The 24,633-nt window shown below is 60.5% G+C and carries 26 protein-coding genes and 1 tRNA gene; 15 read left to right on the top strand and 12 right to left on the bottom strand.

Annotation, left to right across the window (positions count from 1 at the left end):
- The 6 genes from GRI91_RS08240 to pepN all read right to left on the bottom strand — a co-directional run bounded on the left by GRI91_RS08240 (position 1) and on the right by pepN (position 6,985).
- Positions 1-537, bottom strand: a complete 537-nt coding sequence (locus tag GRI91_RS08240; RefSeq protein WP_160736177.1) for an adenine phosphoribosyltransferase — start codon at positions 535-537, stop codon at positions 1-3.
- Positions 538-615: 78 nt separating this feature from the next.
- Positions 616-1,473, bottom strand: a complete 858-nt coding sequence (locus GRI91_RS08235) for a cytochrome c1 (RefSeq protein ID WP_160736176.1) — start codon at positions 1,471-1,473, stop codon at positions 616-618.
- A gap of 26 nt (positions 1,474-1,499) precedes the next feature.
- Positions 1,500-2,795 carry a cytochrome b gene (locus GRI91_RS08230; RefSeq protein WP_160736175.1) on the bottom strand — a complete coding sequence of 432 codons (1,296 nt, stop codon included), beginning with the start codon at positions 2,793-2,795 and terminating at the stop codon, positions 1,500-1,502.
- Between the two features lie 17 nt (positions 2,796-2,812).
- Positions 2,813-3,391, bottom strand: coding sequence for a ubiquinol-cytochrome c reductase iron-sulfur subunit (petA, locus tag GRI91_RS08225; RefSeq protein WP_160736174.1), 579 nt, complete (start codon positions 3,389-3,391; stop codon positions 2,813-2,815).
- 176 nt (positions 3,392-3,567) lie between these two features.
- Positions 3,568-4,329 (bottom strand): peptidoglycan editing factor PgeF, encoded by a 762-nt coding sequence (gene pgeF / locus GRI91_RS08220; protein WP_160736173.1) that lies wholly within the window; start codon positions 4,327-4,329, stop codon positions 3,568-3,570.
- On the bottom strand, positions 4,322-6,985 hold the full coding sequence (gene pepN, locus GRI91_RS08215) for an aminopeptidase N (protein WP_160736172.1): 2,664 nt from the start codon (positions 6,983-6,985) through the stop codon (positions 4,322-4,324). The genes pgeF and pepN overlap by 8 nt, the downstream gene beginning before the upstream one ends.
- A gap of 53 nt (positions 6,986-7,038) precedes the next feature.
- Here pepN and GRI91_RS08210 point away from each other — a divergent pair, with 53 nt between their 5' ends.
- Positions 7,039-7,815, top strand: a complete 777-nt coding sequence (locus tag GRI91_RS08210) for a Rossmann-fold NAD(P)-binding domain-containing protein (RefSeq protein ID WP_202385527.1) — start codon at positions 7,039-7,041, stop codon at positions 7,813-7,815.
- Here GRI91_RS08210 and GRI91_RS08205 read toward each other — a convergent pair.
- Complete coding sequence (locus tag GRI91_RS08205) at positions 7,779-8,741, bottom strand: DMT family transporter (RefSeq protein ID WP_160736170.1); 963 nt, start codon at positions 8,739-8,741, stop codon at positions 7,779-7,781. The genes GRI91_RS08210 and GRI91_RS08205 overlap by 37 nt on opposite strands.
- The gene (locus tag GRI91_RS08200) at positions 8,738-9,733 is read right to left on the bottom strand and encodes a threonine aldolase family protein (RefSeq protein ID WP_160736169.1); all 996 of its coding nucleotides are present in this window, start codon (positions 9,731-9,733) and stop codon (positions 8,738-8,740) included. Before GRI91_RS08200 ends, GRI91_RS08205 begins: the two co-directional genes overlap by 4 nt.
- Positions 9,734-9,791: 58 nt before the next feature.
- Between GRI91_RS08200 and GRI91_RS08195 the strand changes: the two genes are divergently transcribed.
- Both GRI91_RS08195 and GRI91_RS08190 read left to right on the top strand, forming a co-directional pair.
- Positions 9,792-10,091: a GNAT family N-acetyltransferase gene (locus GRI91_RS08195; RefSeq protein WP_160736168.1), complete on the top strand. Its 300-nt coding sequence runs from the start codon at positions 9,792-9,794 to the stop codon at positions 10,089-10,091.
- A gap of 148 nt (positions 10,092-10,239) precedes the next feature.
- A complete protein-coding gene (locus tag GRI91_RS08190) occupies positions 10,240-10,659 on the top strand; it encodes a PRC-barrel domain-containing protein (RefSeq protein ID WP_160736167.1) in 420 nt (139 codons plus the stop codon).
- 106 nt (positions 10,660-10,765) lie between these two features.
- Here GRI91_RS08190 and GRI91_RS08185 read toward each other — a convergent pair.
- Positions 10,766-10,840, bottom strand: a tRNA-Thr gene (locus GRI91_RS08185).
- A 108-nt stretch (positions 10,841-10,948) separates the two neighbouring features.
- On the opposite strand from GRI91_RS08185, the gene GRI91_RS15875 reads away from it, so the two are divergent.
- From GRI91_RS15875 to GRI91_RS08140, 10 genes are all read left to right on the top strand, one after another.
- A complete protein-coding gene (locus GRI91_RS15875) occupies positions 10,949-11,116 on the top strand; it encodes a hypothetical protein (protein ID WP_202385526.1) in 168 nt (55 codons plus the stop codon).
- Positions 11,117-11,194: 78 nt separating this feature from the next.
- Positions 11,195-11,881, top strand: coding sequence for a 2,3-diphosphoglycerate-dependent phosphoglycerate mutase (gene gpmA, locus GRI91_RS08180; protein WP_160736166.1), 687 nt, complete (start codon positions 11,195-11,197; stop codon positions 11,879-11,881).
- Positions 11,882-11,884: 3 nt separating this feature from the next.
- Entirely contained in the window at positions 11,885-12,391 is a 507-nt protein-coding gene (purE, locus tag GRI91_RS08175) for a 5-(carboxyamino)imidazole ribonucleotide mutase (RefSeq protein WP_237437743.1), read from the top strand.
- Between the two features lie 28 nt (positions 12,392-12,419).
- On the top strand, positions 12,420-13,475 hold the full coding sequence (locus GRI91_RS08170) for a 5-(carboxyamino)imidazole ribonucleotide synthase (RefSeq protein ID WP_160736165.1): 1,056 nt from the start codon (positions 12,420-12,422) through the stop codon (positions 13,473-13,475).
- Complete coding sequence (locus GRI91_RS08165; protein WP_160736164.1) at positions 13,472-13,963, top strand: dihydrofolate reductase; 492 nt, start codon at positions 13,472-13,474, stop codon at positions 13,961-13,963. The genes GRI91_RS08170 and GRI91_RS08165 overlap by 4 nt, the downstream gene beginning before the upstream one ends.
- Entirely contained in the window at positions 13,963-14,886 is a 924-nt protein-coding gene (locus GRI91_RS08160) for a bifunctional riboflavin kinase/FAD synthetase (protein WP_160736163.1), read from the top strand. Before GRI91_RS08165 ends, GRI91_RS08160 begins: the two co-directional genes overlap by 1 nt.
- Positions 14,887-14,998: 112 nt before the next feature.
- On the top strand, positions 14,999-15,574 hold the full coding sequence (locus tag GRI91_RS08155) for a GNAT family N-acetyltransferase (RefSeq protein ID WP_237437771.1): 576 nt from the start codon (positions 14,999-15,001) through the stop codon (positions 15,572-15,574).
- Positions 15,575-15,585: 11 nt separating this feature from the next.
- The gene (gene ileS / locus GRI91_RS08150; protein WP_160736161.1) at positions 15,586-18,537 is read left to right on the top strand and encodes an isoleucine--tRNA ligase; all 2,952 of its coding nucleotides are present in this window, start codon (positions 15,586-15,588) and stop codon (positions 18,535-18,537) included.
- Positions 18,534-19,043, top strand: coding sequence for a signal peptidase II (lspA, locus tag GRI91_RS08145; protein ID WP_160736160.1), 510 nt, complete (start codon positions 18,534-18,536; stop codon positions 19,041-19,043). The genes ileS and lspA overlap by 4 nt, the downstream gene beginning before the upstream one ends.
- 40 nt (positions 19,044-19,083) lie before the next feature.
- Complete coding sequence (locus tag GRI91_RS08140; protein WP_160736379.1) at positions 19,084-19,494, top strand: DUF3035 domain-containing protein; 411 nt, start codon at positions 19,084-19,086, stop codon at positions 19,492-19,494.
- A 54-nt stretch (positions 19,495-19,548) separates the two neighbouring features.
- Here GRI91_RS08140 and GRI91_RS08135 read toward each other — a convergent pair whose 3' ends face one another.
- The gene (locus GRI91_RS08135; protein ID WP_160736159.1) at positions 19,549-20,874 is read right to left on the bottom strand and encodes a CNNM domain-containing protein; all 1,326 of its coding nucleotides are present in this window, start codon (positions 20,872-20,874) and stop codon (positions 19,549-19,551) included.
- A gap of 138 nt (positions 20,875-21,012) precedes the next feature.
- Between GRI91_RS08135 and GRI91_RS08130 the strand changes: the two genes are divergently transcribed.
- Positions 21,013-21,702, top strand: a complete 690-nt coding sequence (locus GRI91_RS08130; protein WP_160736158.1) for a YiaD family glycine zipper/OmpA-like lipoprotein — start codon at positions 21,013-21,015, stop codon at positions 21,700-21,702.
- Between the two features lie 111 nt (positions 21,703-21,813).
- On the opposite strand, the gene GRI91_RS08125 is transcribed toward GRI91_RS08130, so the two are convergent.
- The gene (locus GRI91_RS08125) at positions 21,814-22,596 is read right to left on the bottom strand and encodes a 3'(2'),5'-bisphosphate nucleotidase CysQ (protein ID WP_160736157.1); all 783 of its coding nucleotides are present in this window, start codon (positions 22,594-22,596) and stop codon (positions 21,814-21,816) included.
- Between the two features lie 102 nt (positions 22,597-22,698).
- On the opposite strand from GRI91_RS08125, the gene sucC reads away from it, so the two are divergent.
- Entirely contained in the window at positions 22,699-23,898 is a 1,200-nt protein-coding gene (gene sucC, locus GRI91_RS08120) for an ADP-forming succinate--CoA ligase subunit beta (protein WP_160736156.1), read from the top strand.
- Here sucC and GRI91_RS08115 read toward each other — a convergent pair.
- The gene (locus GRI91_RS08115) at positions 23,895-24,500 is read right to left on the bottom strand and encodes an exopolysaccharide biosynthesis protein (RefSeq protein WP_237437742.1); all 606 of its coding nucleotides are present in this window, start codon (positions 24,498-24,500) and stop codon (positions 23,895-23,897) included. The two genes, sucC and GRI91_RS08115, sit on opposite strands and share 4 nt — an antisense overlap.
- Positions 24,501-24,633: the final 133 nt, after the last annotated feature.

Below are 24,633 nucleotides of genomic sequence, written 5' to 3'. Positions count from 1 at the left end.
CTAATCGCCGGGAAAATCAAACAGGGCTGTGCTGCTGATCTCGGCCTCTCGCAATTTCTGTGCGCCGCCAAGATCAGGCAGATCGATCACGAACATCGCATGATTGACCCTTGCCCCTGCCTGCCGAAGAAGCTGGGCACCCGCAACCGCAGTGCCGCCGGTGGCGATCAGATCATCCACCAGCACGATAGAATCGCCGCTGGCGATATCGGTGGCATCAATCTCGAGCCGGGCGGTGCCATATTCCAGCGCATAATCCATGCCCATCGTCACCACCGGCAATTTGCCGGGTTTGCGCAAGGGAATGAAACCAAGCCCAAGGCGTGCAGCGACGGCAGCGCCGAAGATGAACCCCCGCGCCTCAACCCCGGCAATGGCCGCAGGCTGCAGCGCCGAGACGCGGTCAGCCAGGAGATCGACGGCTGCCGACAGGCCTTTGCCATTGGAAACGAGCCCGGAAATGTCACGGAACTGGATGCCGGGTTTCGGAAAATCCGGGACAGTGCGGATCAGGGCCTTGAGCTCTTGCAAATTCATCAGGCCACCTTTCAGCAAAACGCCCCCCGCATCAAGCGATGCGAGGGGCGATTGCAATCTGAAGGATAATCCGCGGGATCAATCCTGCGTGATGATCTTCTTTTTCTTATTCGCCCAGACCTGCTGTTTGGCAAGATAGGCCAGGACCGTGGCGAAGAGCAGGAAGCCGAGAACCGGCCAGCCGGTCTGCTTGCGCTTCACCATGCTGGGTTCCGCAGTCCAGGTCAGGAAAGCGGCGACGTCCTGCGACATCTGATCGACCGTCGCCTCTGTCCCGTCACTATAGCTGACCTGACCATTGCTGGTCAGCGGCGGTGCCATCGCCAGATTGAGGTTGGGGAAATAGGGGTTGTAATGCAGGCCGGAAGGCGTCTTCGAAGCCGGAAATTCTTCCAGCAATTCGGCAGGCTGATCTTGGAAACCGGTCAGCAGCGAATAGACATAGGCCGGGCCTTCATGCCGCGCCTTGGTGATCAGCGAAAGATCAGGCGGTACGGCATTGTTGTTGGCAGCGGCTGCCGCGATATTGTTGGGATAGGGTGACGGGAAGTAATCCGTCGGTTCGCCCGGACGCGTGGTGGTTTCACCCGTGTTCGGATCAATACCCGGGACAACCCAGCTGGCAGCTTCGGCCTTCACTTCAGCTTCGCTATAGCCAAGCTGCTGCAAGTTGCGGAAGGCAACATGGCGCAGCGAATGGCAGGCCGAGCAGACTTCCTTATACACCTGGTAGCCGCGCTGCAGCTGCTGGGTGTCCCATTTGCCGAAAGCACCGTCGCTGGCGAGATGCAGTTCCTTGGGATGTTTGTGGAACACATGCTCGGCGGTTTCTTCGCCCATGCCTTCCGTGACGGCGCTATAGGCGCCGACGCCGAAGGCCCACAATACGCCGACCGAGAAAAACAGGCCGGCAAGGATTCCGATGATGCGGATCATGATCGTATCTTTCCTCTAACCTGTTCTTACGTTGCCGGAGTGGCGTTTTCGCCCTGCACGATCTTGTCTTCCGAACCGAGCACCGCTTCGGTGATCGAATAAGGCAGTGGCTGCGGCTTTTCGATCGAAGAGACGATCGGCAGCACAACCAGGAAGTGCAGGAAGTAATATGCAGTCGCCACCTGGCTCAGCATCACGAAGGGTTCTTCTGCCGGAGCACCGCCACAATAGAACAGCACCGCCATCGTCGGGATCAGGCCGAACCAGAAGAACTTCTTGAACATCGGACGATAATGGCCCGAGCGTACCGGCGAACGGTCCAGCCATGGCAGGATGAACCACAGGAGGATCGAACCGAACATGGCAAGCACGCCCATCAGTTTCGCCGGAATGAAGAAGAAGTCCTGCGTGAAGGCACGAAGAATCGCGTAGAACGGCCAGAAATACCATTCCGGAACGATATGCGCCGGCGTGGAAAGCGGGTTGGCCGGAATGTAATTATCCGGATGCCCCATATAGTTCGGCAGGAAGAACACGAACGCACAATAGAACAGCAGGAACACGCCCAGCCCGAAACCGTCTTTGGCGGTGTAATAGGGATGGAAGGGAACCGTGTCGCTTTCGTCCTTGATTTCCACGCCAGTGGGGTTGGAAGAGCCAGGAATGTGCAGCGCCCAGATATGCAGGATGACAACACCGGCAATCACGAAGGGCAGCAGGAAGTGCAGCGAGAAGAAGCGGTTCAGCGCAGCGTTGTCCGGCGCAAAGCCGCCCAGCAGCCACACCTGCAGCGGTTCACCCACCAGCGGAATAGCGCTGAACAGACCGGTGATCACCTTGGCACCCCAGAAGCTCATCTGACCCCATGGAAGCACATAGCCCATGAAGGCGGTTGCCATCATCAGCAGGAAGATAACCACGCCCAGCAGCCAGATCATCTCGCGCGGGGCCTTGTAGGAACTGTAATAGAACCCACGGAAAATATGGAGATAGACCACCACGAAGAAGAAGCTGGCACCGTTGGCATGCGCATAACGCAGCATCCAGCCCCAGTTCACATCACGCATGATGTGTTCGGTGGAATCAAACGCGACCAGCGCATTGGGTGCGTAATGCATCGCCAATATGACGCCGGTTATGATCTGAAGCATGAGACAGAAGCCGGCGAGCACGCCGAAATTCCACATATAGTTCAGATTGCGCGGAACGGGGTAGCCGGCACCCACGGCGTTATAGACGAACCGCGGCAGAGGCAGTTTCTCGTCGAGAAACCGCATCAACGGGTTAGTGGGTGTGTAATGCTTGGCCCAGGGGAAGCTCATAATGTCTCTCTCTCGCCTCAGCCGATCAGGATGGTGGTGTCGGAGGTGAATTCGTAATCAGGCACGACCAGATTGGACGGTGCCGGACCTTTACGAATACGCGCTGCCGTGTCGTAGCTCGAACCATGGCAGGGGCAGAAATAGCCGCCATATTCGCCTTTGTTCTCACCTTCGCCGGCGCCCAGCGGCACGCAGCCAAGATGGGTGCAGACACCCATGGTCACGAGAAGATTGTGATGACCTTCCCGGGTCCGCTCATCCAGTGTTTCAGGATCGCGCAGGGTTGAAATATCAACTGCATTCGCTGCCTCGATTTCCTCCGGCGTAAGATTACGCACGAAAACGGGCTGCTTGCGGAATACCGCCTTGATCGCCTGACCTGGCTCAATCGCGGAAATATCCAGCTCTGTGGTACTTTCCGCCAACACGTCTTTCGACGGTGCCATTTGGCTGATCAAAGGAAGAAGCGTTGCGAGACCGCCAACGCCAGCGGCGCTTACCGCCGCGATATTGATGAAATCGCGCCGACGAACGCCTTCGCTGTTCGCTTCGGTGGCCAGCGCATCCGGTTCTGCGGTGCCAGTGCTTGTTGCCATCAACCTTGCCTTACCTGCGGGAACACCCATGTTCGGTGACATGGCCCCCTGAATCTAGACCCGCCGTGCGCCACGGATACCCCCTATGACGCATGCTCCAGACGCAAATCCGGAACCGACTTGGCGCGGCTGATAGACGAGCGGAAGCTTAAAGCCAACAGGGTTTTAGCCGCTTTTTATTGCGGCAGACCAATCAAAGAGAACTCGCGGCCATAGGTATCCTGCCCCAGATGGGTCGAACGGCGATAAGAAAAGAACCGCCTTTCATTACTATAGGTATCCAGTCCGAGCGGCTCTATGCGGGCGATTTCCGCGCGTTGCAGCCGCGCCGCGACATAATCTTCGAGTGCGAATTGCCAATGACCTGCCCGGCCCGCAGTAAAGAATCGCCCGTCTTCTTCAGAAAATTCCCGGCGAAAATCTTCCCCAACTTCGTAGCTCTCCTGAGCGATGCAGGGACCGATTGCGGCCGCGATATTTTCCCGCCGTGCGCCAAGTGCTTCCATCGCCGCAATCGTCGCCTCGATCACGCCGCCATGCGCGCCGCGCCAGCCGGCATGCGCGGCACCGACAATGCCGTGTTGCGAATCGGCAAACAGCACCGGCGCGCAATCGGCGGTGAGGATGCCGAGCACGATACCCGGCCGGTCCGTCACCATGCCATCGCCGCGCGGACGGTCCGCTTCGTCCCAGCATTCGCGGACCGTCACCACGTTGGATGAATGGATCTGATAAAGACAGGCCAGCTGCGCGCCGGGCTGCACCGCATCCACCGCAAGGCGGCGATTCTCTGCGACAGCATCGGGATCGTCTGCGGAACCAAGCCCCACATTCAGCCCCGCCGTCACGCCGCCGGAGACACCGCCCCGGCGGCCAAGAAAGCCGTGTGGCACGCCAGCAAGTGCGCTGGCGCGAATCACTTCAACCGGCTCAGCCAAGGCTGCGGCTCACCTGTTCATACGTATCGCGTGACAAGGCGGGCGCTGCGGCAATCCGCTCCAGTTCCTGCTTCATCATGGCCGCACGTTTCGGCTCGATCCGGCGCCAGCGGCCGAGGAAGGGCACGAAACGCGCCGCCGTCTGCGGATTGATCGGGTCCAGCGCCAGAATCACATCGGCGATCATGCGGTACCCCTCGCCATCGGCCTGATGGAAGGTCGGCGATGCCGCCGCAAAGGCCATATAGAGCGAACGTGCCCGGTTGGGATTGCGGAGCGTGAAGTCGGGGTGTTCGGCCAGCTCTTTCACATGGCGCAAGGCGCCCGGATGCAGCGATTGCGCCTGAATCGCGAACCATTTGTCCACCACCAGCGGATTGTCGCGATAGCGATCGTAAAAATCGCTCAGCATGGCATCGCGGTCCGGCGATTCCAGCCCCGCCATCACCATCAGCGCGCCCTGACGATCGGTCATGTTGTCGGCTGCCTGATATTGGTCCTGCGCAAGCCCAGCCGCCAGCTCCGGCTTACCCGCAGCCAGATAGACCAGCGCCTGCGTCTTCACCTTGCGCAGCCCGCGTGCCGCGGCATCACGGCTGTAGGAGACGCCCGATGCGCGCTGGTGAATGGCCTGCAGCTCTGCGCCGCAATGCGCGCCCAGCCATGCCTTCAACCCTTCACGCTCGGCATGAATCTCCGCCGGGTCGCTCACCAGCATCTGTTCGGCAAGATAGGATGCTCCGGGCAGGATCATCAATTCGCCGCGCATCAGATCATCCAGCGTATCATCGGTCAGAATCGCGCGGAAAGCGGTACCGATCGCGGCGCGTGCAGCGGCGCGGTCATCGTCGCTCAAATGGCCGCCGATCGCTTTTTTCAAATGGCCCACGATCAGATCCTGCATCGCCTCATAGCGGGCGAAGGGATCATCATCACGCGCGGCCAGAAACACCAGATCATCCGCGGCGATTTCACGGTCGATCGCCACGGGCGCGGAAAATCCGCGGTTGAGCGAGAGGATCGGCAATTGATCAAAGCCGGCGAAGCGGAAGCTTTGCTGTTCCTGCGTCAGGACAATCAGCTGCTCCCCGCCATGCTGGCCGCTTTCCCGGTCGAACAGGGCGATCCGCAGCGGAATCGGCATGGGCTGCTTGCCGCTTTGCCCCGGCGTGGCCGGTGCGCTTTGCTGCAATGTCAGCACCGCTTCGCCGTCCTCCAGCGCCAGTTCCACGGTCACACGCGGCGCCCCGGCCTGACTGTACCACAGGCGGAATTGCGCCAGATCCAGCCCGGCGCCTTCCTCGATCGCCGCAACGAAATCCTCGCATGTGGCCGCTTCGCCATCATGCCGGTCGAAATACAGATCGGTGCCCTGGCGGAAACGCTCCTCACCGGCCATGGTCCGCATCATACGGATGACTTCGGCGCCCTTATTATAGACAGTCGCAGTATAGAAATTAGAGATTTCCCGATAGGAATCGGGCCGGATCGGATGCGCCAGCGGGCCGCTATCCTCAGGGAATTGCGCCGCGCGCAGCACGCGCACATCCTCAATCCGCTTCACGGCAGCACTGCCCATATCCTGACTGAAGAGCTGATCGCGCAGGACGGTAAAGCCCTCTTTCAAGGACAGCTGGAACCAGTCGCGGCAGGTAATGCGGTTGCCCGACCAATTGTGGAAATATTCATGGCCGATGACACCTTCCACCCCGTCATAATCACCATCGGTTGCACTGTCGGAATCGGCCAGAACATATTTCGTATTGAATATGTTGAGCCCCTTATTCTCCATCGCGCCCATGTTGAAATCGCTGACGGCGACGATGTTGAACGTGTCGAGATCATATTCACGGCCGAAGCGCTCTTCGTCCCACTTCATGCTCTTGATCAGCGATTCCATCGCATGTTCCGTGCGGCCAAGATCGCCTTCACGCACCCAGACGGCGAGATCGACCTTGCGCCCGCTCATCGTCGTGAAGACGTCTTTGCGCGCCACCAGATCGCCGGCCACCAGGGCGAAGAGATAGGATGGTTTGGGCCACGGGTCATACCATTCCGCCCAATGCACACCCTCCGCACTCTCGCCGCCATCCACGTGATTGCCGTTGGAAAGCAGCACGGGAAACTGATCCTTGGGCCCGCTCATCCGCACGCGATAGGTCGAAAGGACGTCTGGCCTGTCGGGGAAGAATGTGATGCGGCGGAAGCCCTCGGCCTCACATTGCGTGCACAGCATGCCGTTGGAGGCATAGAGACCCATCAGCTGCGTATTTGCGGAAGGATCGATTTCGGTGACGATTTCCACCTGATGCGCCTCGCCCGGCAATGTCAGCACCAGATCGGCACCTTCCATCACCCAGCTTTGGACAACCGCGCCATCCACCCGGATTTCAACCGGGGTGAGGCCATCACCATTCAGCCGCAAAGTCGGGTCGGCCTCCGCGACGGGATTGCGTTCGACATCCAGCCGGGCCGTGATTCGCGTCTGGTTCAGGCCCAGCACGAAATCGAGCGCAACCTGCGGCACATTCCAGGCGAAGGGGCGATAATCCTCCCGCCGGATCAGTTGCGGCTCCGGCGACGTGTGGGGTTCGACCGCGGCATCAGCCATTTCAGGGTTGCCGTCGGGATTTGAGGGGGTGCGTGCAATATCCATAAATTGAGCCTTTAGCTGTTTTCCTGACGGCATTCAGCAGTAGAATGCAGCGCATGACCTATTTGTTCATCTTCGGGCTTGGCTATTCGGCAAAATGGATCAGAGCTGAGGCGGAATCGGCCGGCTATATTGTGGAGGGGACCGGGCGCGGCGGCACGGTTTCCTTCGATGATGATGCCGCAGTCACAGCCGCCCTGGCCCGCGCCAGCCATGTGCTGTCATCCGTCCCGCCCGATGGTGAGAGTGATCCGGTGCTCGATCGCTATGGCGCGCAGCTGGATCACACTTGGCTGGGCTATCTTTCCTCCACTGGCGTCTATGGCGATGCGGGCGGGGCGTGGGTGGATGAAAGCGCGCCCACCGGCCATGGCCGCCGCAGCGCCCGTGCGGAGATGGATGGCCGCTGGCTGGACCGCGGCGCGCGGGTGTTCCGCCTGCCTGGCATTTATGGCCCCGGCCGCAGTGCCTTTGACCGCATCCGGGAGGGCCGCGCCAAGCGGATCGACATGCCCGGGCAGGTTTTCAGCCGCGTTCATGTCGCGGATATTGCGCGCGGGGTCATTGCCGGGTTTGTCGCCCCGCCGGGCGCCTATAATCTGGCGGATGATCTGCCTTGCAGCCAGAACCGGCTGATCGAGGAAGCCTGCGCCATCATGGACGCGCCGCTGCCGCCGCTGCAAAGTCTGGAGGAAGCCAATCTCTCCCCCATGGCGCGCGGCTTCTATGCTGAAAATCGCCGGGTCGCCAACGGCAAGGCAAAACGCGTGCTGGGCTGGCGCCCGCAATACCCTGATTATCGCAGTGGATTGCGGGGAATCGCCGAATCCTGAATGCTGCGCGCCGCAGGCAGGCTACGTGCGCGCAAGGCCACCAGCATGCCCAGCAGCGCCACCGCCGCCCCGGCGATCGCCAGCGATGACCAGCGGAAATCCTCGAACAGGGTGGAAAGCAGCATCGCCACCACCGGCACCAGCACGCCATTATAGGCCGCCCGCCCCGGCCCCAGCTGCCGCACCAGCCCGAAATAGAGCGGGAAAGTGACGACCGAGCCAAAAATCCCGAGATAGGCAACGCCGAGCCAATATTCGCGCGAGGTGGGAAATACGGGCGCGCCCGCCACCGTCCAGGCGAAGGCCGCGTCGGCCAGCGTGCCCCACAACATAGCCCAGGCAAGCATCAGCACCATCGGCCGCAGCCGTGCGGTTTCGGATGCCTGAAGAACATTGGCAGTCGAGGCCGACAAGATCCCGCACAAGGCGAAGAATACCCCCAGCGCCACCATTCCATCTGGCGGTGCGGCACGATATTCATGCACCAGAAGACAGGCGATCCCGACCAGCGCCAAGCCGGTGCCGGCCAGGAAACGCGTGGTGATCTCCTGCCCCAGAAAAATGCGCGCGAATATGGCATTGGGCAGCATCAGCAGTGCGAAGATCACCGCCACCAGCCCCGATGTCAGGTGGATTTCCGCGCGATAGACGAAGTTGAAATTGAGGAAGAACTGGCTGAGACCAATGGCAATCGCCATCAGATGCCCGCCCAATGTCATGCGAAAACCGCGCCGCTGGAAAGCCGCGAGCAAAAACATGCCGACGGTCGCAATGGCGAAGCGATAGGTAACCGACCAGCTTTCAGGCGCCAGGCCGATCTGGCCCTTGATCACCAGCCAGGTCGACCCCCAGATCAGCGCCACCAGCAGGAAGGGCAGCACGATGCCGGGCCGCATCAGGGCATGGGGAGGCTTGGGACCGATCATAGCGCAGCAATCGCGCGGGCCAGCCCCGCCGCATCATGGGGATGGGTGTTCCAGGCCGTGACGAAGCGCGCCGCATCATCGCCCCAATCGTAAAAGCCGAAGCCCTGATCGCGCAAGGCGGCCTTTTCCGCCTGCGTCAGGCGGCAGAAAACCTCATTCGCTTCCACCGGAAAGAGCAATCTGTCCTCCGCCCTTGCCGCAATCTGTGCCGCAGCCTGATTGGCCGCGCGCGCATTCGCCAGCCACAGATCATCCTGCAGCATCGCCAGCAATTGCGCCGCCAGATAGCGACCCTTTGATTGCAGATGACCGGCCCGTTTGCGGCGGTAGCGCGCGATATCGGCGAGGTCGGAATCGAAAAAGACGATCGCCTCAGCGCTCATCGCGCCATTCTTGATACAGCCGAAACTCAGTGCGTCGACCGGTCCGGCGGCGTCTGCGGGGGAACAATCCAGCCCGGCAACCGCATTGGCGAAACGCGCACCATCCATATGGAAGCGCCAGCCTTTGCTGCGCGCCAAGGCGCCCAATGCGGCAATTTCCTGCGGCTGATAGAGTGCGCCATATTCACTCGCCTGCGTGACCGACAGCGCCGCGGGCTGAACCTGATGCACATCATCACGAATATTCGCCGTGGCAGCCAGCACGCTGTCCGGATTGAGCTTCGCCGCGTCGCCCTCCGCCAGAATCAACTTGGCACCGTGCAGATAGAAACCGGGCGCACCGCCTTCATCCATCTCGATATGCGCTTCACGGTGACATATGACCGCGCCATGCGGCGGCACCATGGTGGACAGGGCGAGGCAATTCGCCGCCGTCCCGGTGGCGACCCACAAAACATGGCACTCGCGGCCAAAAGTTTCCGAGAAGGCGGCATCCAGCCGCTGGCTGAGCGCATCTCCATCATAGGGGGCGCTCGCCTGATCGGCGTCACGCATGGCCTGCCAGATCGCCGGATGCACCACAGCGGCATTGTCAGAGAGAAATTGCATAGGAACGCCATGGCCAAGCCGTTCGTTTGAAGCAAGAATTCTAACAGGAGATGCGCCAATGTCCGGCAAAATTGCGATCGAACGCGAAAGTCACACCACACATGGCGCCTATCGCGTCGACATTGATGGCGCGAAGGCCGAGTTGACCTGGCAGGCAAAGGGCGGAGCGCGAATCGCCGATCACACATTTGTCGCGCCGGAATTGCGCGGACAGGGCATTGCCGCTCAATTGGTCGAAGCACTGGTCGAAGATGCGAGACAGGAGGATTTCACCATCGTGCCGCAATGCAGCTATGTCGCGGCCGCTTTTCGCCGCCATCCCGAATGGCGCAGCCTGCGCGCACCGACCGAGAGCTGAGGCGGGAAATAGTCTAAAACTGAAAGTTTCTCATTTGCGGGCAGGCGGCGGAACCCAAATGCTCCCATGCCGTTTAAGAATCAGACCGGTGGCGGGGACCATCCCCCCTCCCTCCCCGTCACCGGCAAATTGCGGAAGGAGACCTGAGATGTCCGACACCGACCCCACCCCCCAGGCAGAGCTTGATAAACGGCGCGACTATGATCGCAGCCGCCCGCTCGAACGCGATGAAACGACCAATCTGATCAGCTCGGACAAGGTTGAAGGCACCAACGTCTATGCCAAGGATGGCGAAAAGATCGGCCATATCGACCATTTGATGATCGGCAAGATATCGGGCCGCGTCGAATATGCGGTGATGAGCTTTGGTGGCTTTCTGGGACTCGGCGAACTGTATCATCCCCTGCCGTGGGATGCGCTCGATTATGATCCCGAAAAGCACGGCTATGTGGTCACGATCGACAAGGAAAAACTGCACGACGCGCCGCGTTACAAACCGGAAGATCTGCCCATGTTTGACCGGCAATTCGGCCAGACCGTCTATGGCTATTACGGCGTGATTTACTGACATCGCCCCCGACTGCCCGCCCTCCGGCAGTCGCAGACATGGCGCGCAGCACAAAAGGCTCCGGTTAATCGGGGCCTTTTTTCGTTCTGGATGTGGGGGGAGCCGATGGTGCTGCTAGAGAGAATTGAACTCTCGGCCTCACCCTTACCAAGGGTGCGCTCTACCACTGAGCTACAGCAGCCAGCCATCGGGACCATGCCGGGCAGAGAAACTCCGTCCGACAGGGGCGCGCTCTTGGCCATGCGCGACGCTCTTGTCAAGCGCTGCCTTTAGCGCCAAGGCATTGATCATGACGAGCGGACAGCAAAAACCCCTCAGCCGGGAAGAACGGCTGGCAGCCAAATTGCGCGAAAATCTGCGCCGGCGAAAAACGCAGGCGCGCGCGCTGGAAAATAGCGGTGAAATGGATGCCGATGAGAACGGTGCCGATTCGCGGAATAATTCTAGCGAGGGGTAAAGAAACGCGCCTCTTTCCAAATTGAGCGCGAAAAGCTACCCAGCCACGCTCCCGAAAGCTGTAGGAGCTAATGACGCCGTGCCCACGCTTATTCTCGTCCGCCATGGCCAGAGCCAGTGGAACCTGGAAAACCGTTTCACCGGCTGGTGGGATGTCGATCTGACTGACAAAGGCGTGAGCGAAGCACGCGCCGCTGGCACGCTGCTGAAGGATAAGAATGTCCTGCCCAGCCGCGCCTTCACCTCTCTCCAGACCCGCGCCATCCGCACGCTGCATTTTGCGCTGGAAGGATGCGGGCGGCTGTGGATCCCGGAAGTGAAGGACTGGCGGCTGAATGAGCGCCACTATGGCGGGCTGACCGGCCTCAACAAGGCCGAAACCGCCGAAAAGCATGGCGAGGAACAGGTTCATGAGTGGCGCCGCAGTTTCGACGTGCCGCCCCCGGAAATGGACGCAGACAGCCCGTTCGATCTGGCATCCGATCCGCGCTATGACGGCATCGACGTGCCCCGCACCGAAAGCCTGAAGCTGACAATTGAACGCGTGCTGCCTTATTGGGAAAGCGACATCAAACCGGTGCTCGCCAGCGGGGAGACGGTCATCATTTCCGCGCATGGCAATTCGCTGCGCGCGCTGGTGAAGCATCTATCGGGCATTTCCGATGAGGATATTACCGGCCTTGAGATCCCGACCGGCCAGCCGATCGTCTATGATTTCGACGATGCGATGCAGCCGGCCGAACGATATTATCTGAAGGATCGCTGAGTTATGGTGGATCAGGCCAGCGGTAACGCAAAGGTCGCACTCGTTATGGGCAGCCAGTCGGACTGGCCCACGATGCAGCGCGCCGCCAATATCCTCGATGAACTGAACGTCGCCTATGATGCGAAGATCGTTTCAGCCCATCGCACGCCGGACCGGATGTATATGTTCGGCAAACGCGCGGCGGATGAAGGCTATCAGGTGATCATTGCCGGGGCTGGCGGCGCGGCGCATCTGCCGGGCATGCTATCCGCACTCACCCATTTGCCGGTGCTCGGCGTTCCTGTGCAGAGCAAGGCCATGTCGGGCCTCGACAGCCTGCTGTCGATTGTCCAAATGCCCGCCGGTATTCCCACCGGAACCCTGGCGATCGGCGAAGCCGGCGCGACCAATGCCGGATTGATGGCGGCGGCGATTCTGGCGTTGCAGGATGCCGATCTGTCCGACCGGTTACAGAAATGGCGCGCCGCACGCGCAGTGGCGGTGGCCGAAACACCTTCGGATGAGGTATAAGACAGCACTGCATGAAACGGGACGGCAAATGATCCAACCGGGCGCGACGATCGGAATTATGGGCGGCGGCCAATTGGGCCGAATGCTGGCGGTGGCAGCAGCGCAGCTTGGCTATCGCTGCCATATATACGCCCCCGAGGCAGAAAGCATCGCCGCGGATGTCAGTGCCCGCTTCACCAGCGCGGACTGGGATGACAGGGCGGCGCTCACTGCCTTTGCCGATGATTGCGCGGTCATCACCTATGAGTTTGAAAACGTACCGGTGGAACCGCTGACCGCGATCCCGGCGGAAAAACTCGCCCCCGGCACGCGCGCGCTTGAAGTGGCGCAGGACCGCCTGCTGGAAAAACGCTTCATCACCGAACTGGGTGGCCGTCCGGCCCCCTATGCACCGGTCGATTCGGCAGCCGATATGGCAGAGGCGATCCGCTCCATCGGCGCGCCCGGAATTCTCAAGACCCGCCGCGATGGCTATGACGGCAAGGGCCAGTGGCGCATCGCCTCGGCCGATCTGGCCGAAGAACTCGATCTGCCCGAGACACCGCTGATCTATGAAGGGCTTGTCCGCTTTGCCGGGGAATTTTCGGTTATTCTGGCGCGGCGCGCCGATGGTGAAATCTGTTTCTGGGAAAGTGCGCAGAATACCCATGTGAAAGGCATTCTGGCCAAATCCGTGCTGCCCGCCGGACCGACCATTGCCGAACAAGTGCCCGTGGCCCGCAAGCTCGCTGCCGAAGCGGCTGAAAAACTGGGCTATGTCGGCGTGCTGACGCTGGAATTTTTCGCCACGGATGACGGGCCGGTCTTCAATGAAATGGCCCCGCGGGTTCATAATTCAGGCCATTGGTCCACCGAAGGCGCGGTCACCAGCCAGTTTGAAAACCACATTCGCGCCATTTGCGGCTTACCGCTGGGCGATACGGCCACGGTGGGCTCCTCGGTGGAAATGCGCAATCTGATCGGCACCAGCGGCGAAGAAGCGCTCGCTTTGCTGGAGGACCCGCAGGCGCATCTGCATTTTTATGGCAAACTGGACGCTCGGCCCGGTCGCAAGATGGGCCATGTGACCCGGATCGACGCATGAATACGGGCCGCGAAATCGTCTTTGTGGTGGCCCGCGCGCAGGATGGCACAATCGGGCAGAATGGTCAGGTTCCGTGGAAAATCCGCGAGGATCTGAGGCATTTTGTCGCTCTGACGCAGGGCACCCCCATGATCATGGGACGCAAGACATTTGAAAGCCTGCCCGGCCTGCTGAAGGGGCGCCGCCATATTGTGCTGACGCGTGACCGGGAATGGCGGGCAGAGGGCGCCGAAGTCGCCCATTCCCCCGAACAGGCGATGGATATTGCCGGCAAGGGCACCATTTCCATCATTGGCGGGGCGGAAATCTATGATCTGTTCCTGCCCTGTGCGAGCCGGATTGAACTGACCGAAATTCACGAAGAAACCGGCGGCGACACCAAAATGGACGCCCCCGGACCCGATTGGCGCGAAATAGCGCGGCAGCACCACCCGGCCGAGGGTAAAAACCCGGCCTTTTCCTTCGTCACATTGGAGCGGAGCACGTGATGCGCCTCGATCATCGCGAACCTATTCCCGACCATTTGCGCGGGGCCATTGTGGCGCTGGGTAATTTTGATGGCTTCCATCTGGGACATCAGAAGGTCGTGGCCGAAGCCGTGGCCTGGGCAAAGCGTGAAAACCGCCCGGTGATTGTCGCCACATTCGACCCGCATCCCGTGCGCCATTTCGCGCCGCATGTCCCGCCCTTCCGCCTGACCACGCTGGATCAGCGGCAGGAATTGTTCGAGGCGGCCGGCGCGGATGCGATGCTGGTGTTTCATTTTGATCAGCAACTGGCCGCCACCACGGCAGAAGGTTTCGTCCATAAATTGCTGGGCGATCATATTGGCGCAGGTGGTCTGGTCACCGGCGAAGATTTCACTTTCGGCAAGGATCGCGGCGGCAATCGCGATTTGATGGCCCGCTGCGGCGCGGAGGCCGGAATGGGCACGCGCGCCGTGCCGCCCGTTCTGGATGGCGGCATGCCCGTTTCCTCCAGCCGGGTACGCGATGCGCTGAAAGCCGGCGATTGCTTCAATGCCGCGCGGCTGATGACGCGCCCTTTCGCCATTCGTTCCTGCGTGCAGCATGGTGACAAGCGCGGCCGGGAAATCGGCTTTCCCACCGCGAATCTGGATATGAGCCATTATCTGCGCCCGCGTTTTGGCATTTATGCCGTGACCGCGCGGTTGCTGGAAACGGGACAGGAATTGAAAGGCGCGGCCAATCTGGGCGTGCGCCCGACTTTCCAGCCGCCCAAGGAATTGCTGGAGCCCTATTTCTTCGATTTTTCGGGGTCACTTTACGATCAGACAGTCGAAGTGCGGTTTCACCACTTCATCCGGCCGGAAGCGAAATTTGATTCGCTGGACGCATTGATCGCGCAGATGAGCCAAGATTGCGACAAGGCCCGCGAATTGCTCGCCTGATATCACAGGCCTTGAACGGGCCCGCCCTCCCGCGGGTCCTGTTTTTCCGGCTCTGGCCGTTTGCGAATCACTTGCCTAGGCTGCTCCCAAAAGAAACGGGAGATTGCCTGATATGTTCACCATTCCGGTGCTTGAAACCGAACGCCTGACCCTGCGCGGGTTTCAGCCATCCGACAAACAGCCTTTTGTCGAAGCGATGGGCAAGGATGAATTTGCCCGCACGATCACCCGCGAAGGGCGCGGCCTGTCCCCCGATGAAGCTTGGCGCGCCATGGCGATGGTCAATGGCAGCTGGTCTCTCGATGGCTTCGGCAATTGGGTCGTCGAGCTGCGGGAAACGGGTCAGCCGATCGGGCGACTCGGACCTTTTTCCCCGCCCGGATGGCCCGGATTCGAAGTTGGCTGGGCAATTTTTCCCGAATTTCAGCGGCGTGGCTATGCGGCGGAAGGCGTGGCCGCTGCGCTGATCTGGTGCCAGGAAGTGCTCGGCCGCGATCCGATCATCCACTGTATTCTCAAAGGAAATGCGGGCAGTGAAGCGCTTGCAGCGCGGCTTGGCGCGGAGCCGGTGCGCGATTGGCAGCCGCCATGGGGCGGTGATGTGACCATCTGGGAGACCCGCCGAGAGGCCTTTATCCAGAGCATCCCTTATCAACGGCATATTGCCGCATCCGGAGAAACGACGTAAGCGCCACCGCGATGTCTGAAGATCGCGATTACCGACCCACCGTCTTCCTGCCGAAGACGCCCTTCCCGATGAAAGCCGGCCTTCCGCAGAAGGAACCGGGCATTCTGTCTGCATGGGAGGAACAGGATCTTTACAACGCCCTGCGCGAAGCGCGTAAGGGCCGCGAAAAGTTCATCCTGCATGACGGCCCGCCTTATGCGAATGGCGATATGCATATCGGCCATGCGCTGAACCATATCCTGAAGGACATGGTCTGCCGCACGCAGAGCCTGCTGGGCAAGGATGCCCCCTATGTTCCGGGCTGGGATTGCCACGGCCTCCCCATCGAATGGAAGGTGGAGGAACAATATCGCAAGAAGAAGAAGAACAAGGACGAGGTTCCGCCCAAGGAATTTCGCGCCGAATGCCGCGCCTATGCCCAGAACTGGGTCAATGTGCAGCGCGAACAGCTCAAACGGCTGGGCATTATCGGCCGCTGGGACAAACCCTATCTGACGATGGACTTCGCCGCCGAGGCGACCATCGTCACCGAACTGCTCAAATTCGCCGAAGCCGGACAGCTTTATCGCGGCGCCAAGCCCGTTATGTGGAGCCCGGTCGAAAAGACCGCGCTGGCCGAAGCCGAAGTGGAATATCAGGACGTCACCTCGACCCAGATCGACGTGGCGTTCGAAATCGCTGAAAGCCCGGTCAAGGAACTGGTCGGCGCCTATGCGGTGATCTGGACCACCACGCCCTGGACCATCCCGGTCAACCAGGCGCTCGCTTATGGCGAAGACGTGGACTACGTGCTGGCCGAGATTATCCTACATCAAGACAACGAAGTTAAACCGGGCCAACCTGTTCCCAGTCTTGAGCATGGACAGCGAATTCTGCTCGCCTCAGCACTGTTCAAGGAATTTCAAGAGCGTACCGGACTCCCGCTCACTGAAGTGGCTGATACCTCTGGTAACATCATTACGTTGAAGGGCTCCGAGCTTGCTGGGACCAAGGTGCGCCATCCGATGCACCATCTTGGCGGTTTCTACGCTGATTTGCGCCCGATGCTGGCCGGTGATTTCGTCACCACCGATGCCGGTACGGGGATCGTCCATCTCGCGCCTGATCATGGCGAGGACGATTTCGACCTGTGCAAGGCCAATGGCATCAAGCCGGTTTTCGCGGTTGAGGCCGATGGCCGTTACCGCGATGACTGGTTGTGGCTGCCGCGCAGCGATGAACGGTCGAATTCGGTCATCAATGCCAAGTTCACCGCACCCGATGGGCCGATCTGCAGCGATCTGAGCGACGTCGGCGCTTTGCTGTCTGCCCGCAATGATCAGAGCACGCTGCATTCCTATCCGCATAGCTGGCGCAGTAAGGCGAAGGTCATCTATCGCTGCACCCCGCAATGGTTCGTGCCGATGGATCAACCGCTGCAGACGCTGGAATTCGATGCCGCGCCGCTGGACGGTGTGGGCGGCGCGATTGCCGCGACCGTGTCCGCGCCAACGGCAACCTTGCGCGAAACGGCGCTCCATGCGCTGACCAAAACGCGTTTCATCCCTGAAAAGGGCCGCAACCGCATCCGCTCCATGGTCGAAGGCCGGCCCGACTGGGTGCTGTCGCGTCAGCGCGCATGGGGCGTGCCGATCACGCTGTTCGTCCACCGCGAAAGCGGCGACTATCTGGTCGATCCCGAAGTCAATCAGCGGATCATTGCTGCGATCCACGAAAGCGGCGTCGATGCCTGGGATGAAGACAATGCCCAGAATCTGCTCGGCGATAAATATGACCTCGCCGATTATGAGCGGATCTCCGATATTCTCGACGTATGGTTCGATTCCGGCTCCACCCATGCCTTCGTGCTGGAAAGCGGACGCTGGCCCGAACTGACCCGGCCCCACGATTATGTCGGCCCCCCGGCCGATCTCTATCTTGAAGGCAGTGATCAGCATCGCGGCTGGTTCCAGTCATCGCTGCTCGAAAGCTGCGGCACCCGTGGCCGCGCGCCTTACAAGGCCGTGCTGACCCATGGGTTCACCATGGATCAGAAGGGCATGAAAATGTCCAAGAGCCTCGGCAATACGATCAGCCCGCTGAAGGTGATGGAGCAATATGGCGCCGACATCATCCGTCTGTGGGCGCTGTCGGTCGATTTCACCGAAGATCACCGGATCGGCGATGAAATCCTGAAGGGCGTTGCCGACCAGTACCGCAAATTGCGCAACACGTTCCGCTACATGCTCGGCGCGCTGGCCGATTTCGACGAAAGCGAGCGCGTCGACGTGGCCGATATGCCCGAGCTGGAGCGCTATATGCTCGATTTGCTCGGCGCGCTCGATGCGCGGCTGCGCAAGGCGGTCGATGATTACGACTATAATGATTACACCCGCGCGCTGGCCGATTTCTGCAATGAAGACCTCTCGGCCTTCTTCTTCGATCTGCGCAAGGATCGCCTCTATTGCGACCTGCCCGGCTCGATCGAACGCCGCGCCTATCGCACCGTGCTCGACACGCTGTTCCACGCGCTGGTGCGCTATGCCGCGCCGGTGCTGGTCTTCACGGCTGAGGAAGTGTGGCAGACACGCTATCCCGACAGCTCCAGCGTCCATCTGCTCGAATGGCCCGAAGTGCCATCGGTTGGCAGCGACACGGCCCGCTGGAGTGAACTGCGCAATCTGCGTGAACGCGTGCTGGAAGCGATCGAGCCTCTGCGGCGCGAGAAAATCGTGCGCTCCAGTCTGGAAGCCGAAGTCACTGTTCCGGTAAAAGACGTACCGGCTGGATTTGACGAGGCGGAACTGGCGCAATTGTTCATCACTGGTAACGTCAATTTTGGCCCGGACGACAATGTTCTGGTGCGCAAGACCGACGCCGCCAAATGTGGCCGCTGCTGGCGCCATCTGCCCGAAGTGACAGAAGATGGTGCATTATGCGGCCGCTGCGAAGCGGTCGTGGCCGAGCTGGACAAAGCGCAATGAACACCCCGCCACGCCATCAGGTAACACGGGACAGGGGCATCGCCTTTGCCTTTGCCGCATTGCTGTTCGTGGTGGACCAATTGGTCAAATGGTGGGTCGTCGGCCCGCTTAATCTGGTTGAAGTTCGCCATATCGACCTGCTGCCCTTCTTCGATCTGACCTTCACCCAGAATTTCGGGGTGTCGCTGGGCATGTTTACGGCCGATTCGGCGGAAACCCGCTGGCTGCTGGTGGGCGTCACCAGTGTGATCGCGCTGGTCGTGGCCGTCTGGATGCTGCGCGAGAAGCGTCTGTGGGATCTGATCGGCCTGGCCATGATCCTGGGCGGAGCCTTCGGCAATATTCTCGACCGCATCCGTTTTGGCTATGTCGTGGATTATGCCGATTTCCACATCGGGACCTTCCGCCCCTTCCTGATTTTCAATATCGCCGATGCCGCGATCACTATCGGCGTTCTCATTATCCTTGCCCGCTCGCTATTCATGGGCGAGAAACCCAAGAAATAGCAAAGCGAACCAAAGCGGACATGACCGCGGAGATCAAATGATGCGCAAAGCAACCCCAATCGCCCTCCTCGCCGCCAGTTCGGCCCTGCTTGCCGCCTGCGGCAGCTCCGGCCTGCTCAATCGCGATCGGCCTGACGAATTCGCGGTGCAGCGCCAGGTGCCGCTGGTGGTCCCGCCGGATTTCAACCTGACGCCGCCGAAGCCCGGCGCGCCCCGCCCGGCTGAAGGCACCGCCAGCCAGCAGGCGCTGGAAACATTGTTTGGCGGCACCGCTGCCCGCAGCTCCGTGGAAACCAGCGCGCTGGACAGCGCCGGTCAGGCTGACCCGGGGATTCGTTCCTCGGTCGGCGATACGGACACCAATACGGTGGACAAGGGCACGACGACCCGCACCATCATTGCCGCTCCCGAAGGAGACGGACAGGCTGCACGGGCCGATATCCCGGGCTGAGCGCCCTGACCTGAAATTGCTGAAATGCTCGGAGGCCTGGCGCAGAGACTGCGTTCAGGCCTCTTGATTATCCGCCAGATCGGCACCTTCAAGACGCGTCACGAGCAGCTTGTCGATCTTGCGGCCATCCATATCGATGACTTCGAAACGCCAGCCCTGCTCGTCAAACATCTCACCCTCAGCGGGGAAGCGCTTCAATATATAGAGGACGAAGCCTGCAGCGGTCGCGAATTCGCGGTCATCAGGCAGGTCGATACCAAACCGTTCGCTGAGCATATCTGCCGGAATGGCGCCGGAGACCAGGGTTGATCCGTCCGGCCGTTCGATCAGATCAGGCCCTTCGCCTTCATCCTGATGGCTGACAAAACTGCCGGCAATCGCGCCCAGCACGTCCGCCGTGGTGACGATCCCTTCCAGATGGCCATATTCGTCATGCACCATCGCCATGCCGGTGCCCGATTGCTGCAGAATGCGCAGCGCATCCATGGCATCCAGCCGGTCCGGCACGACTTCCGCCTTGCGGATCAGCTTGTTCAGCTGAACCCCTTCGCCCAGCAAGAGAAGCGCCAGAATCTCGCGCACTTTCACCACGCCCACCACATTGTCGGCCGACCCTTCTGCCACGGGCAGCAAGGAATGGGGCGAATTGGCAATGGCCGCGCGAATCTCTTCCTCGGTCGCCTGACGATCCAGCCAGTCCAGTTCTGTACGCGGGGTCATCAATTCACGCACGGGACGATCGGCCAGCCGCATGATCCCCGAAAGCATCGCCCGTTCGCCTTCCTCGATCACGCCGCTGCGCGTGGCTTCGGCGAAAATCATCTGCAGCTCTTCTGATGTGAGGCGGTTTTCGCCGCGCGCACGAATGCCGAGCAGGCGCATCAGCGTGTTGGAGGACACATCCAGCAACCACACCACCGGGGCGGCCACTTTGGACAGCAGCTTCATGGGCGGTGCCATGATCTTGGCCACGGGCTCCGCCGCGCGCAGGGCAAGCTGCTTGGGCACCAATTCGCCCACCACCAGGCTGAGATAGGTGGTCACCACGATGACAAAGGCAAAACCGATATCCTGCGCGGTGTCCGCCGGAATGCCGGTGAGCGCCAGCCTTTCGCCCACGGGTCCGCCCAGCGTGGCGCCCGAATAGGCACCGGCCACGATCCCGATCAGGGTAATGCCGATTTGCACGGTGGAGAGGAACTTGCCGGGATCGGCCGCCAGCTCCATGGCCGTGCGCGCCGCGCGGCTGCCTTTATCCGCGGCCATTTGCAACTGGGCCGTGCGCGCCGATACGATGGCGAGTTCCGTCATCGCAAAGACCCCGTTGAGCAGGATCAGTCCGACAAGAATAGCGAGTTCAAACCAAGGAAATGGAGCCACAATAGCTTTCAGCTAGCAGATTTGGATAAGAACGCGAAGCCTGATTGGAACGCGTTTCACTTTCGCCCGTTCTGCACCATGTAAACGGCCCCGCCAAGTAAGATGTGGGTCACCGTATCTATGATGAGGGCTCATAACATGAAGAAATCCCGCTATTTCACCGCTGGTCTTGCCGCCATTTCACTGCTGGGCGTCAGCGCCTGCGTGACCGACCCGAATACGGGCGAACAAAAGATTTCTCGCACCGCCATCGGCGGCGTCGGCGGTGCCGGTCTTGGTTACCTGCTCGGCGGCCTGCTCGGCGGCGATACGGCACGAATCATCGGCGCGGGTATTGGCGGCGTTGCAGGCGGTGCGGTCGGCTATAAAATGGATCAGCAGATCAAGGAGCTCAAGGAACAGACTTCCGGCTCCGGCATCGATGTGACCGAAACGCCCGATGGCGAATCAATTCTCGTCAATCTGCCTGAAGTGACCTTTGCCGTGGACAGCACCAACATCTCGCCCGGTTTCCAGACCGCGCTCGATAATGTTGCCCAGAGCATGATCAAATATCCCAACAGCCTGGTCGATATTATGGGCCATACCGATTCCACCGGTTCGGCTTCCTACAATCTGAACTTGTCCCAGCGCCGGGCGGATTCAGTGTCCAACTATCTCGTATCGCGCGGCGTGACCCGTACCCGCATTGAAACGGTTGGCTATGGTGAGCAATATCCGGTGGCAAGCAATGAAACGGCGGAAGGGCGCGCCCAGAACCGCCGTGTCGAAATCAAGATTACCCCGATCACGCAGGATCAGGTGAACGCCGCCAAATCCGGTTACTGATCGAATAAAAGGTTCCGCGACAGCGAGCGGAGGGGGCCTGACCGAAAGGTTGGCCCCTTTTTGCTGCGCGGGTGCTTTTATCCAGTACTTTTATTGGGGGCGCTCAGGGCCCTAAGCCTTTGAATAGCGCCCGGCACGCTCCGCCAACCGCTCAACCGCCGCCTGATGAATGGCGGGTGCGGTAATCAGCAGACCAAATGCGCGCGGATCTGCTTTGTTGAAGGCCAGATCCTGACCGAAGGCATCACTGACCTGCGCCCCCGCTTCCTGCGCAATCAACGCGGCGGCGGCGATATCCCATTCATAGCCCCAGCGCAGGGTCGCCACCAGATCGGCCCGGTCGGCCCCAACCATCGCCGCGCGCAGGGCGATGGAATTGGGTTTTTCCACCAGCGACAGGTCGCGGTCTTCCTTCATCAGCGAATCCGCCGGCACCCGCGCGCCGGGAAAATCAGTCCGTGTGCTGGCTGCAAGAGGCTCCCCATTGAGCGAGGCCCCTTCCCCCGCCCGGGCACACCACCATTCATCTCTCGCCGGGGCAACCAGCACCCCGGCTGCGGGCCGTCCATGCGCGATCAGCGCCACCGAAACAGCCCATCCGCGGCGCCCGCGGATAAAGTCCCGCGTGCCATCGATGGGGTCGACCACCCATACGTGGTCACAGGCCAGACGATCCGCATTGTCGGCGGTTTCTTCCGACAGCCAGCCAGCGCCGGGCAGCAAGGCGGTCAGCTCTCTCTTCAAAAAGGCGTCCACCGCCAGATCGGCAGCACAGACAGGACTGCCTCCCGTCTTGTTCCAGACATCGGGGCTGTGTCCGTCGCCCGGCCATTGACGCATGGCGATGGAACCGGCTTCGCGGCAAATTTCTTCAAGGGTAAAACAATCAATCATCGTGAAACCACGCCTGCGCGCCCCAGCGCCACTTTTCAAGCGGCGCTGCATATGCTTAAGCGCTCCTAACCTTCAAATTTATCAGTCGGAGTCCTCCTCCCCATGAATATTCACGAATATCAGGCGAAAGAATTGCTGGCGAAATATGGTGTCGGCATTCCCGCTGGCTACCCCGCCCTGACCGTCGAAGAAGCGCTGGAAGGCGCGAAAAAGCTGCCTGGACCGCTTTATGTCGTGAAGGCACAGATTCATGCCGGTGGACGCGGCAAGGGCACTTTCAAGGAGCTCGGCCCCGACGCAAAGGGCGGTGTTCGTCTGTCCGACTCGCTCGAAGCGGTCGAAACCAACGCCAGGGAAATGCTCGGCAACACGCTGGTGACCGTGCAGACCGGCGATGCCGGCAAGGAAGTGAACCGCCTCTACATCACCGACGGTGTGGACATTGCTGAAGAATATTACCTCTCTCTGCTGGTCGATCGTGCCAGCGGCGAAGTGGCGCTGATCGTATCCACCGAAGGCGGCATGGATATTGAGGAAGTGGCGCATTCCACGCCCGAAAAGATCACCACCATCACCATTGATCCCGCACAGGGCTTCATGCCGCATCACGGCCGCGCCGTGGCTTTCGCGCTGAAGCTGAAGGGCGACCTGAACAAGCAGGCGCAGAAGCTGGCAAAACAGCTTTACACGGCCTTTGTCGATCTCGATTGCGAGATGCTGGAAATCAACCCGCTGGTTGAAACCAAGGATGAACAGCTGCTGGTGCTCGACACCAAGATGAGCTTCGATTCCAACGCGCTTTACCGCCACAAGGACGTGGCCGAACTGCGCGACGAGAGCGAAGAAGATCCGATGGAAATCGAAGCCAGCAAGCACGATCTGGCTTACATCAAGCTGGATGGTGACATTGGCTGCATGGTCAATGGTGCAGGCCTTGCCATGGCAACGATGGATATCATCAAGCTGAACGGCGCCTTCCCGGCGAACTTCCTCGACGTAGGCGGCGGCGCCAACAAGGAAAAGGTGACCGCAGCCTTCAAGATCATCCTGTCAGACCCGGCTGTGAAGGGCATTCTGGTCAACATCTTCGGAGGCATCATGCGCTGCGACATCATCGCAGAAGGCATTGTCGCCGCGGCCAAGGAAGTAGATCTGTCGGTTCCGCTGGTGGTCCGCCTTGAAGGCACCAATGTCGAGAAGGGCAAGGAAATCCTCGAGACTTCCGGCCTTCCGATCGTTTCTGCCGATGATCTGGGCGATGCCGCCAAGAAGATCGTCGGTGAAGTGAAGCAGGCGGCCTAAGCGCCGCCTTCGCTTGCCCACAGCCCTATATATGCGCCGAGGCCAAGGGCCCCGGCGCTAAGGGCCAGAGCGACGAGCATCAACGCTCCGTCGCGAACCAGTAAAGCGAGGCCGAATGCCGCAATGGCGAGCATCGGCCCGCTGCTGGCAAAGGGTAACAGCTCCAGCGGCGGGACCGTGCAGCACAGCAGCAGCACGATGGCCGCAGCGATCCGGGTGAACATGCCCGTTGTCAGCGCTTTCAATCGGCCATGAAACCAGCGATCCAGCCAGCGTGCCGGACGGCGCAGTTTTTCTGCGCCCTGCTTCAGCTTTTCCGCCGATATACCCCGATTCCCGATGAGGCCTGGCAACCAGAGATGGCGTCTGCCCATCACGATCTGCACCGCGCAGATTGCGATCGTGATCGCCAGAAAGGTCGGCACGCCGGGTATCGCCCCGATCGGGGTCAGCTCCAGTAAAGCCGGCACAATCAGGCAGGGGCCATAGCTGCGGCTGCCAAAAGCGTGGATCACGCGGTCAACGCTGACTTCGTCCTGTTCCTCCGCCAGATCGTCCAGGCAATCGAGAATGTCACAGACGTTTTGGGGCGATTGTTTCAAGAGCTGCGCTTTCCTGATTGATGGGCGCTTATCAACGGCCGGGCCGCCGGTGAGTTTCAGCATATCGCTGGTGACAATACGCCCCCTTGACCTTCCTGTGCGGGAGCGCGACAGCACGTAACAGCGCATCTTA

This window comes from Altericroceibacterium endophyticum (assembly GCF_009827595.1).
In the GTDB taxonomy this organism is placed as follows: domain Bacteria; phylum Pseudomonadota; class Alphaproteobacteria; order Sphingomonadales; family Sphingomonadaceae; genus Altericroceibacterium; species Altericroceibacterium endophyticum.
This window is presented reverse-complemented; position numbering and strand designations above follow the sequence as displayed.

Bases quoted from the DNA above. Each gene is read 5' to 3' on its own strand.
- GRI91_RS08130 (WP_160736158.1), top strand. From the start codon at position 21,013: ATGAAGAAATCCCGCTATTTCACCGCTGGTCTTGCCGCCATTTCACTG.
- GRI91_RS08165 (WP_160736164.1), top strand. From the start codon at position 13,472: ATGAATACGGGCCGCGAAATCGTCTTTGTGGTGGCCCGCGCGCAGGAT.
- GRI91_RS08240 (WP_160736177.1), bottom strand. From the start codon at position 537: ATGAATTTGCAAGAGCTCAAGGCCCTGATCCGCACTGTCCCGGATTTT.
- GRI91_RS08230 (WP_160736175.1), bottom strand. From the start codon at position 2,795: ATGAGCTTCCCCTGGGCCAAGCATTACACACCCACTAACCCGTTGATG.
- GRI91_RS08200 (WP_160736169.1), bottom strand. From the start codon at position 9,733: ATGCAATTTCTCTCTGACAATGCCGCTGTGGTGCATCCGGCGATCTGG.
- GRI91_RS08195 (WP_160736168.1), top strand. From the start codon at position 9,792: ATGTCCGGCAAAATTGCGATCGAACGCGAAAGTCACACCACACATGGC.
- ileS (WP_160736161.1), top strand. From the start codon at position 15,586: ATGTCTGAAGATCGCGATTACCGACCCACCGTCTTCCTGCCGAAGACG.
- GRI91_RS08160 (WP_160736163.1), top strand. From the start codon at position 13,963: ATGCGCCTCGATCATCGCGAACCTATTCCCGACCATTTGCGCGGGGCC.
- GRI91_RS08125 (WP_160736157.1), bottom strand. From the start codon at position 22,596: ATGATTGATTGTTTTACCCTTGAAGAAATTTGCCGCGAAGCCGGTTCC.
- GRI91_RS08155 (WP_237437771.1), top strand. From the start codon at position 14,999: ATGTTCACCATTCCGGTGCTTGAAACCGAACGCCTGACCCTGCGCGGG.
- pepN (WP_160736172.1), bottom strand. From the start codon at position 6,985: ATGGATATTGCACGCACCCCCTCAAATCCCGACGGCAACCCTGAAATG.
- petA (WP_160736174.1), bottom strand. From the start codon at position 3,391: ATGGCAACAAGCACTGGCACCGCAGAACCGGATGCGCTGGCCACCGAA.
- GRI91_RS15875 (WP_202385526.1), top strand. From the start codon at position 10,949: ATGACGAGCGGACAGCAAAAACCCCTCAGCCGGGAAGAACGGCTGGCA.
- GRI91_RS08235 (WP_160736176.1), bottom strand. From the start codon at position 1,473: ATGATCCGCATCATCGGAATCCTTGCCGGCCTGTTTTTCTCGGTCGGC.
- GRI91_RS08210 (WP_202385527.1), top strand. From the start codon at position 7,039: ATGACCTATTTGTTCATCTTCGGGCTTGGCTATTCGGCAAAATGGATC.
- GRI91_RS08205 (WP_160736170.1), bottom strand. From the start codon at position 8,741: ATGATCGGTCCCAAGCCTCCCCATGCCCTGATGCGGCCCGGCATCGTG.
- GRI91_RS08190 (WP_160736167.1), top strand. From the start codon at position 10,240: ATGTCCGACACCGACCCCACCCCCCAGGCAGAGCTTGATAAACGGCGC.
- GRI91_RS08170 (WP_160736165.1), top strand. From the start codon at position 12,420: ATGATCCAACCGGGCGCGACGATCGGAATTATGGGCGGCGGCCAATTG.
- GRI91_RS08140 (WP_160736379.1), top strand. From the start codon at position 19,084: ATGCGCAAAGCAACCCCAATCGCCCTCCTCGCCGCCAGTTCGGCCCTG.
- lspA (WP_160736160.1), top strand. From the start codon at position 18,534: ATGAACACCCCGCCACGCCATCAGGTAACACGGGACAGGGGCATCGCC.
- purE (WP_237437743.1), top strand. From the start codon at position 11,885: ATGGTGGATCAGGCCAGCGGTAACGCAAAGGTCGCACTCGTTATGGGC.
- sucC (WP_160736156.1), top strand. From the start codon at position 22,699: ATGAATATTCACGAATATCAGGCGAAAGAATTGCTGGCGAAATATGGT.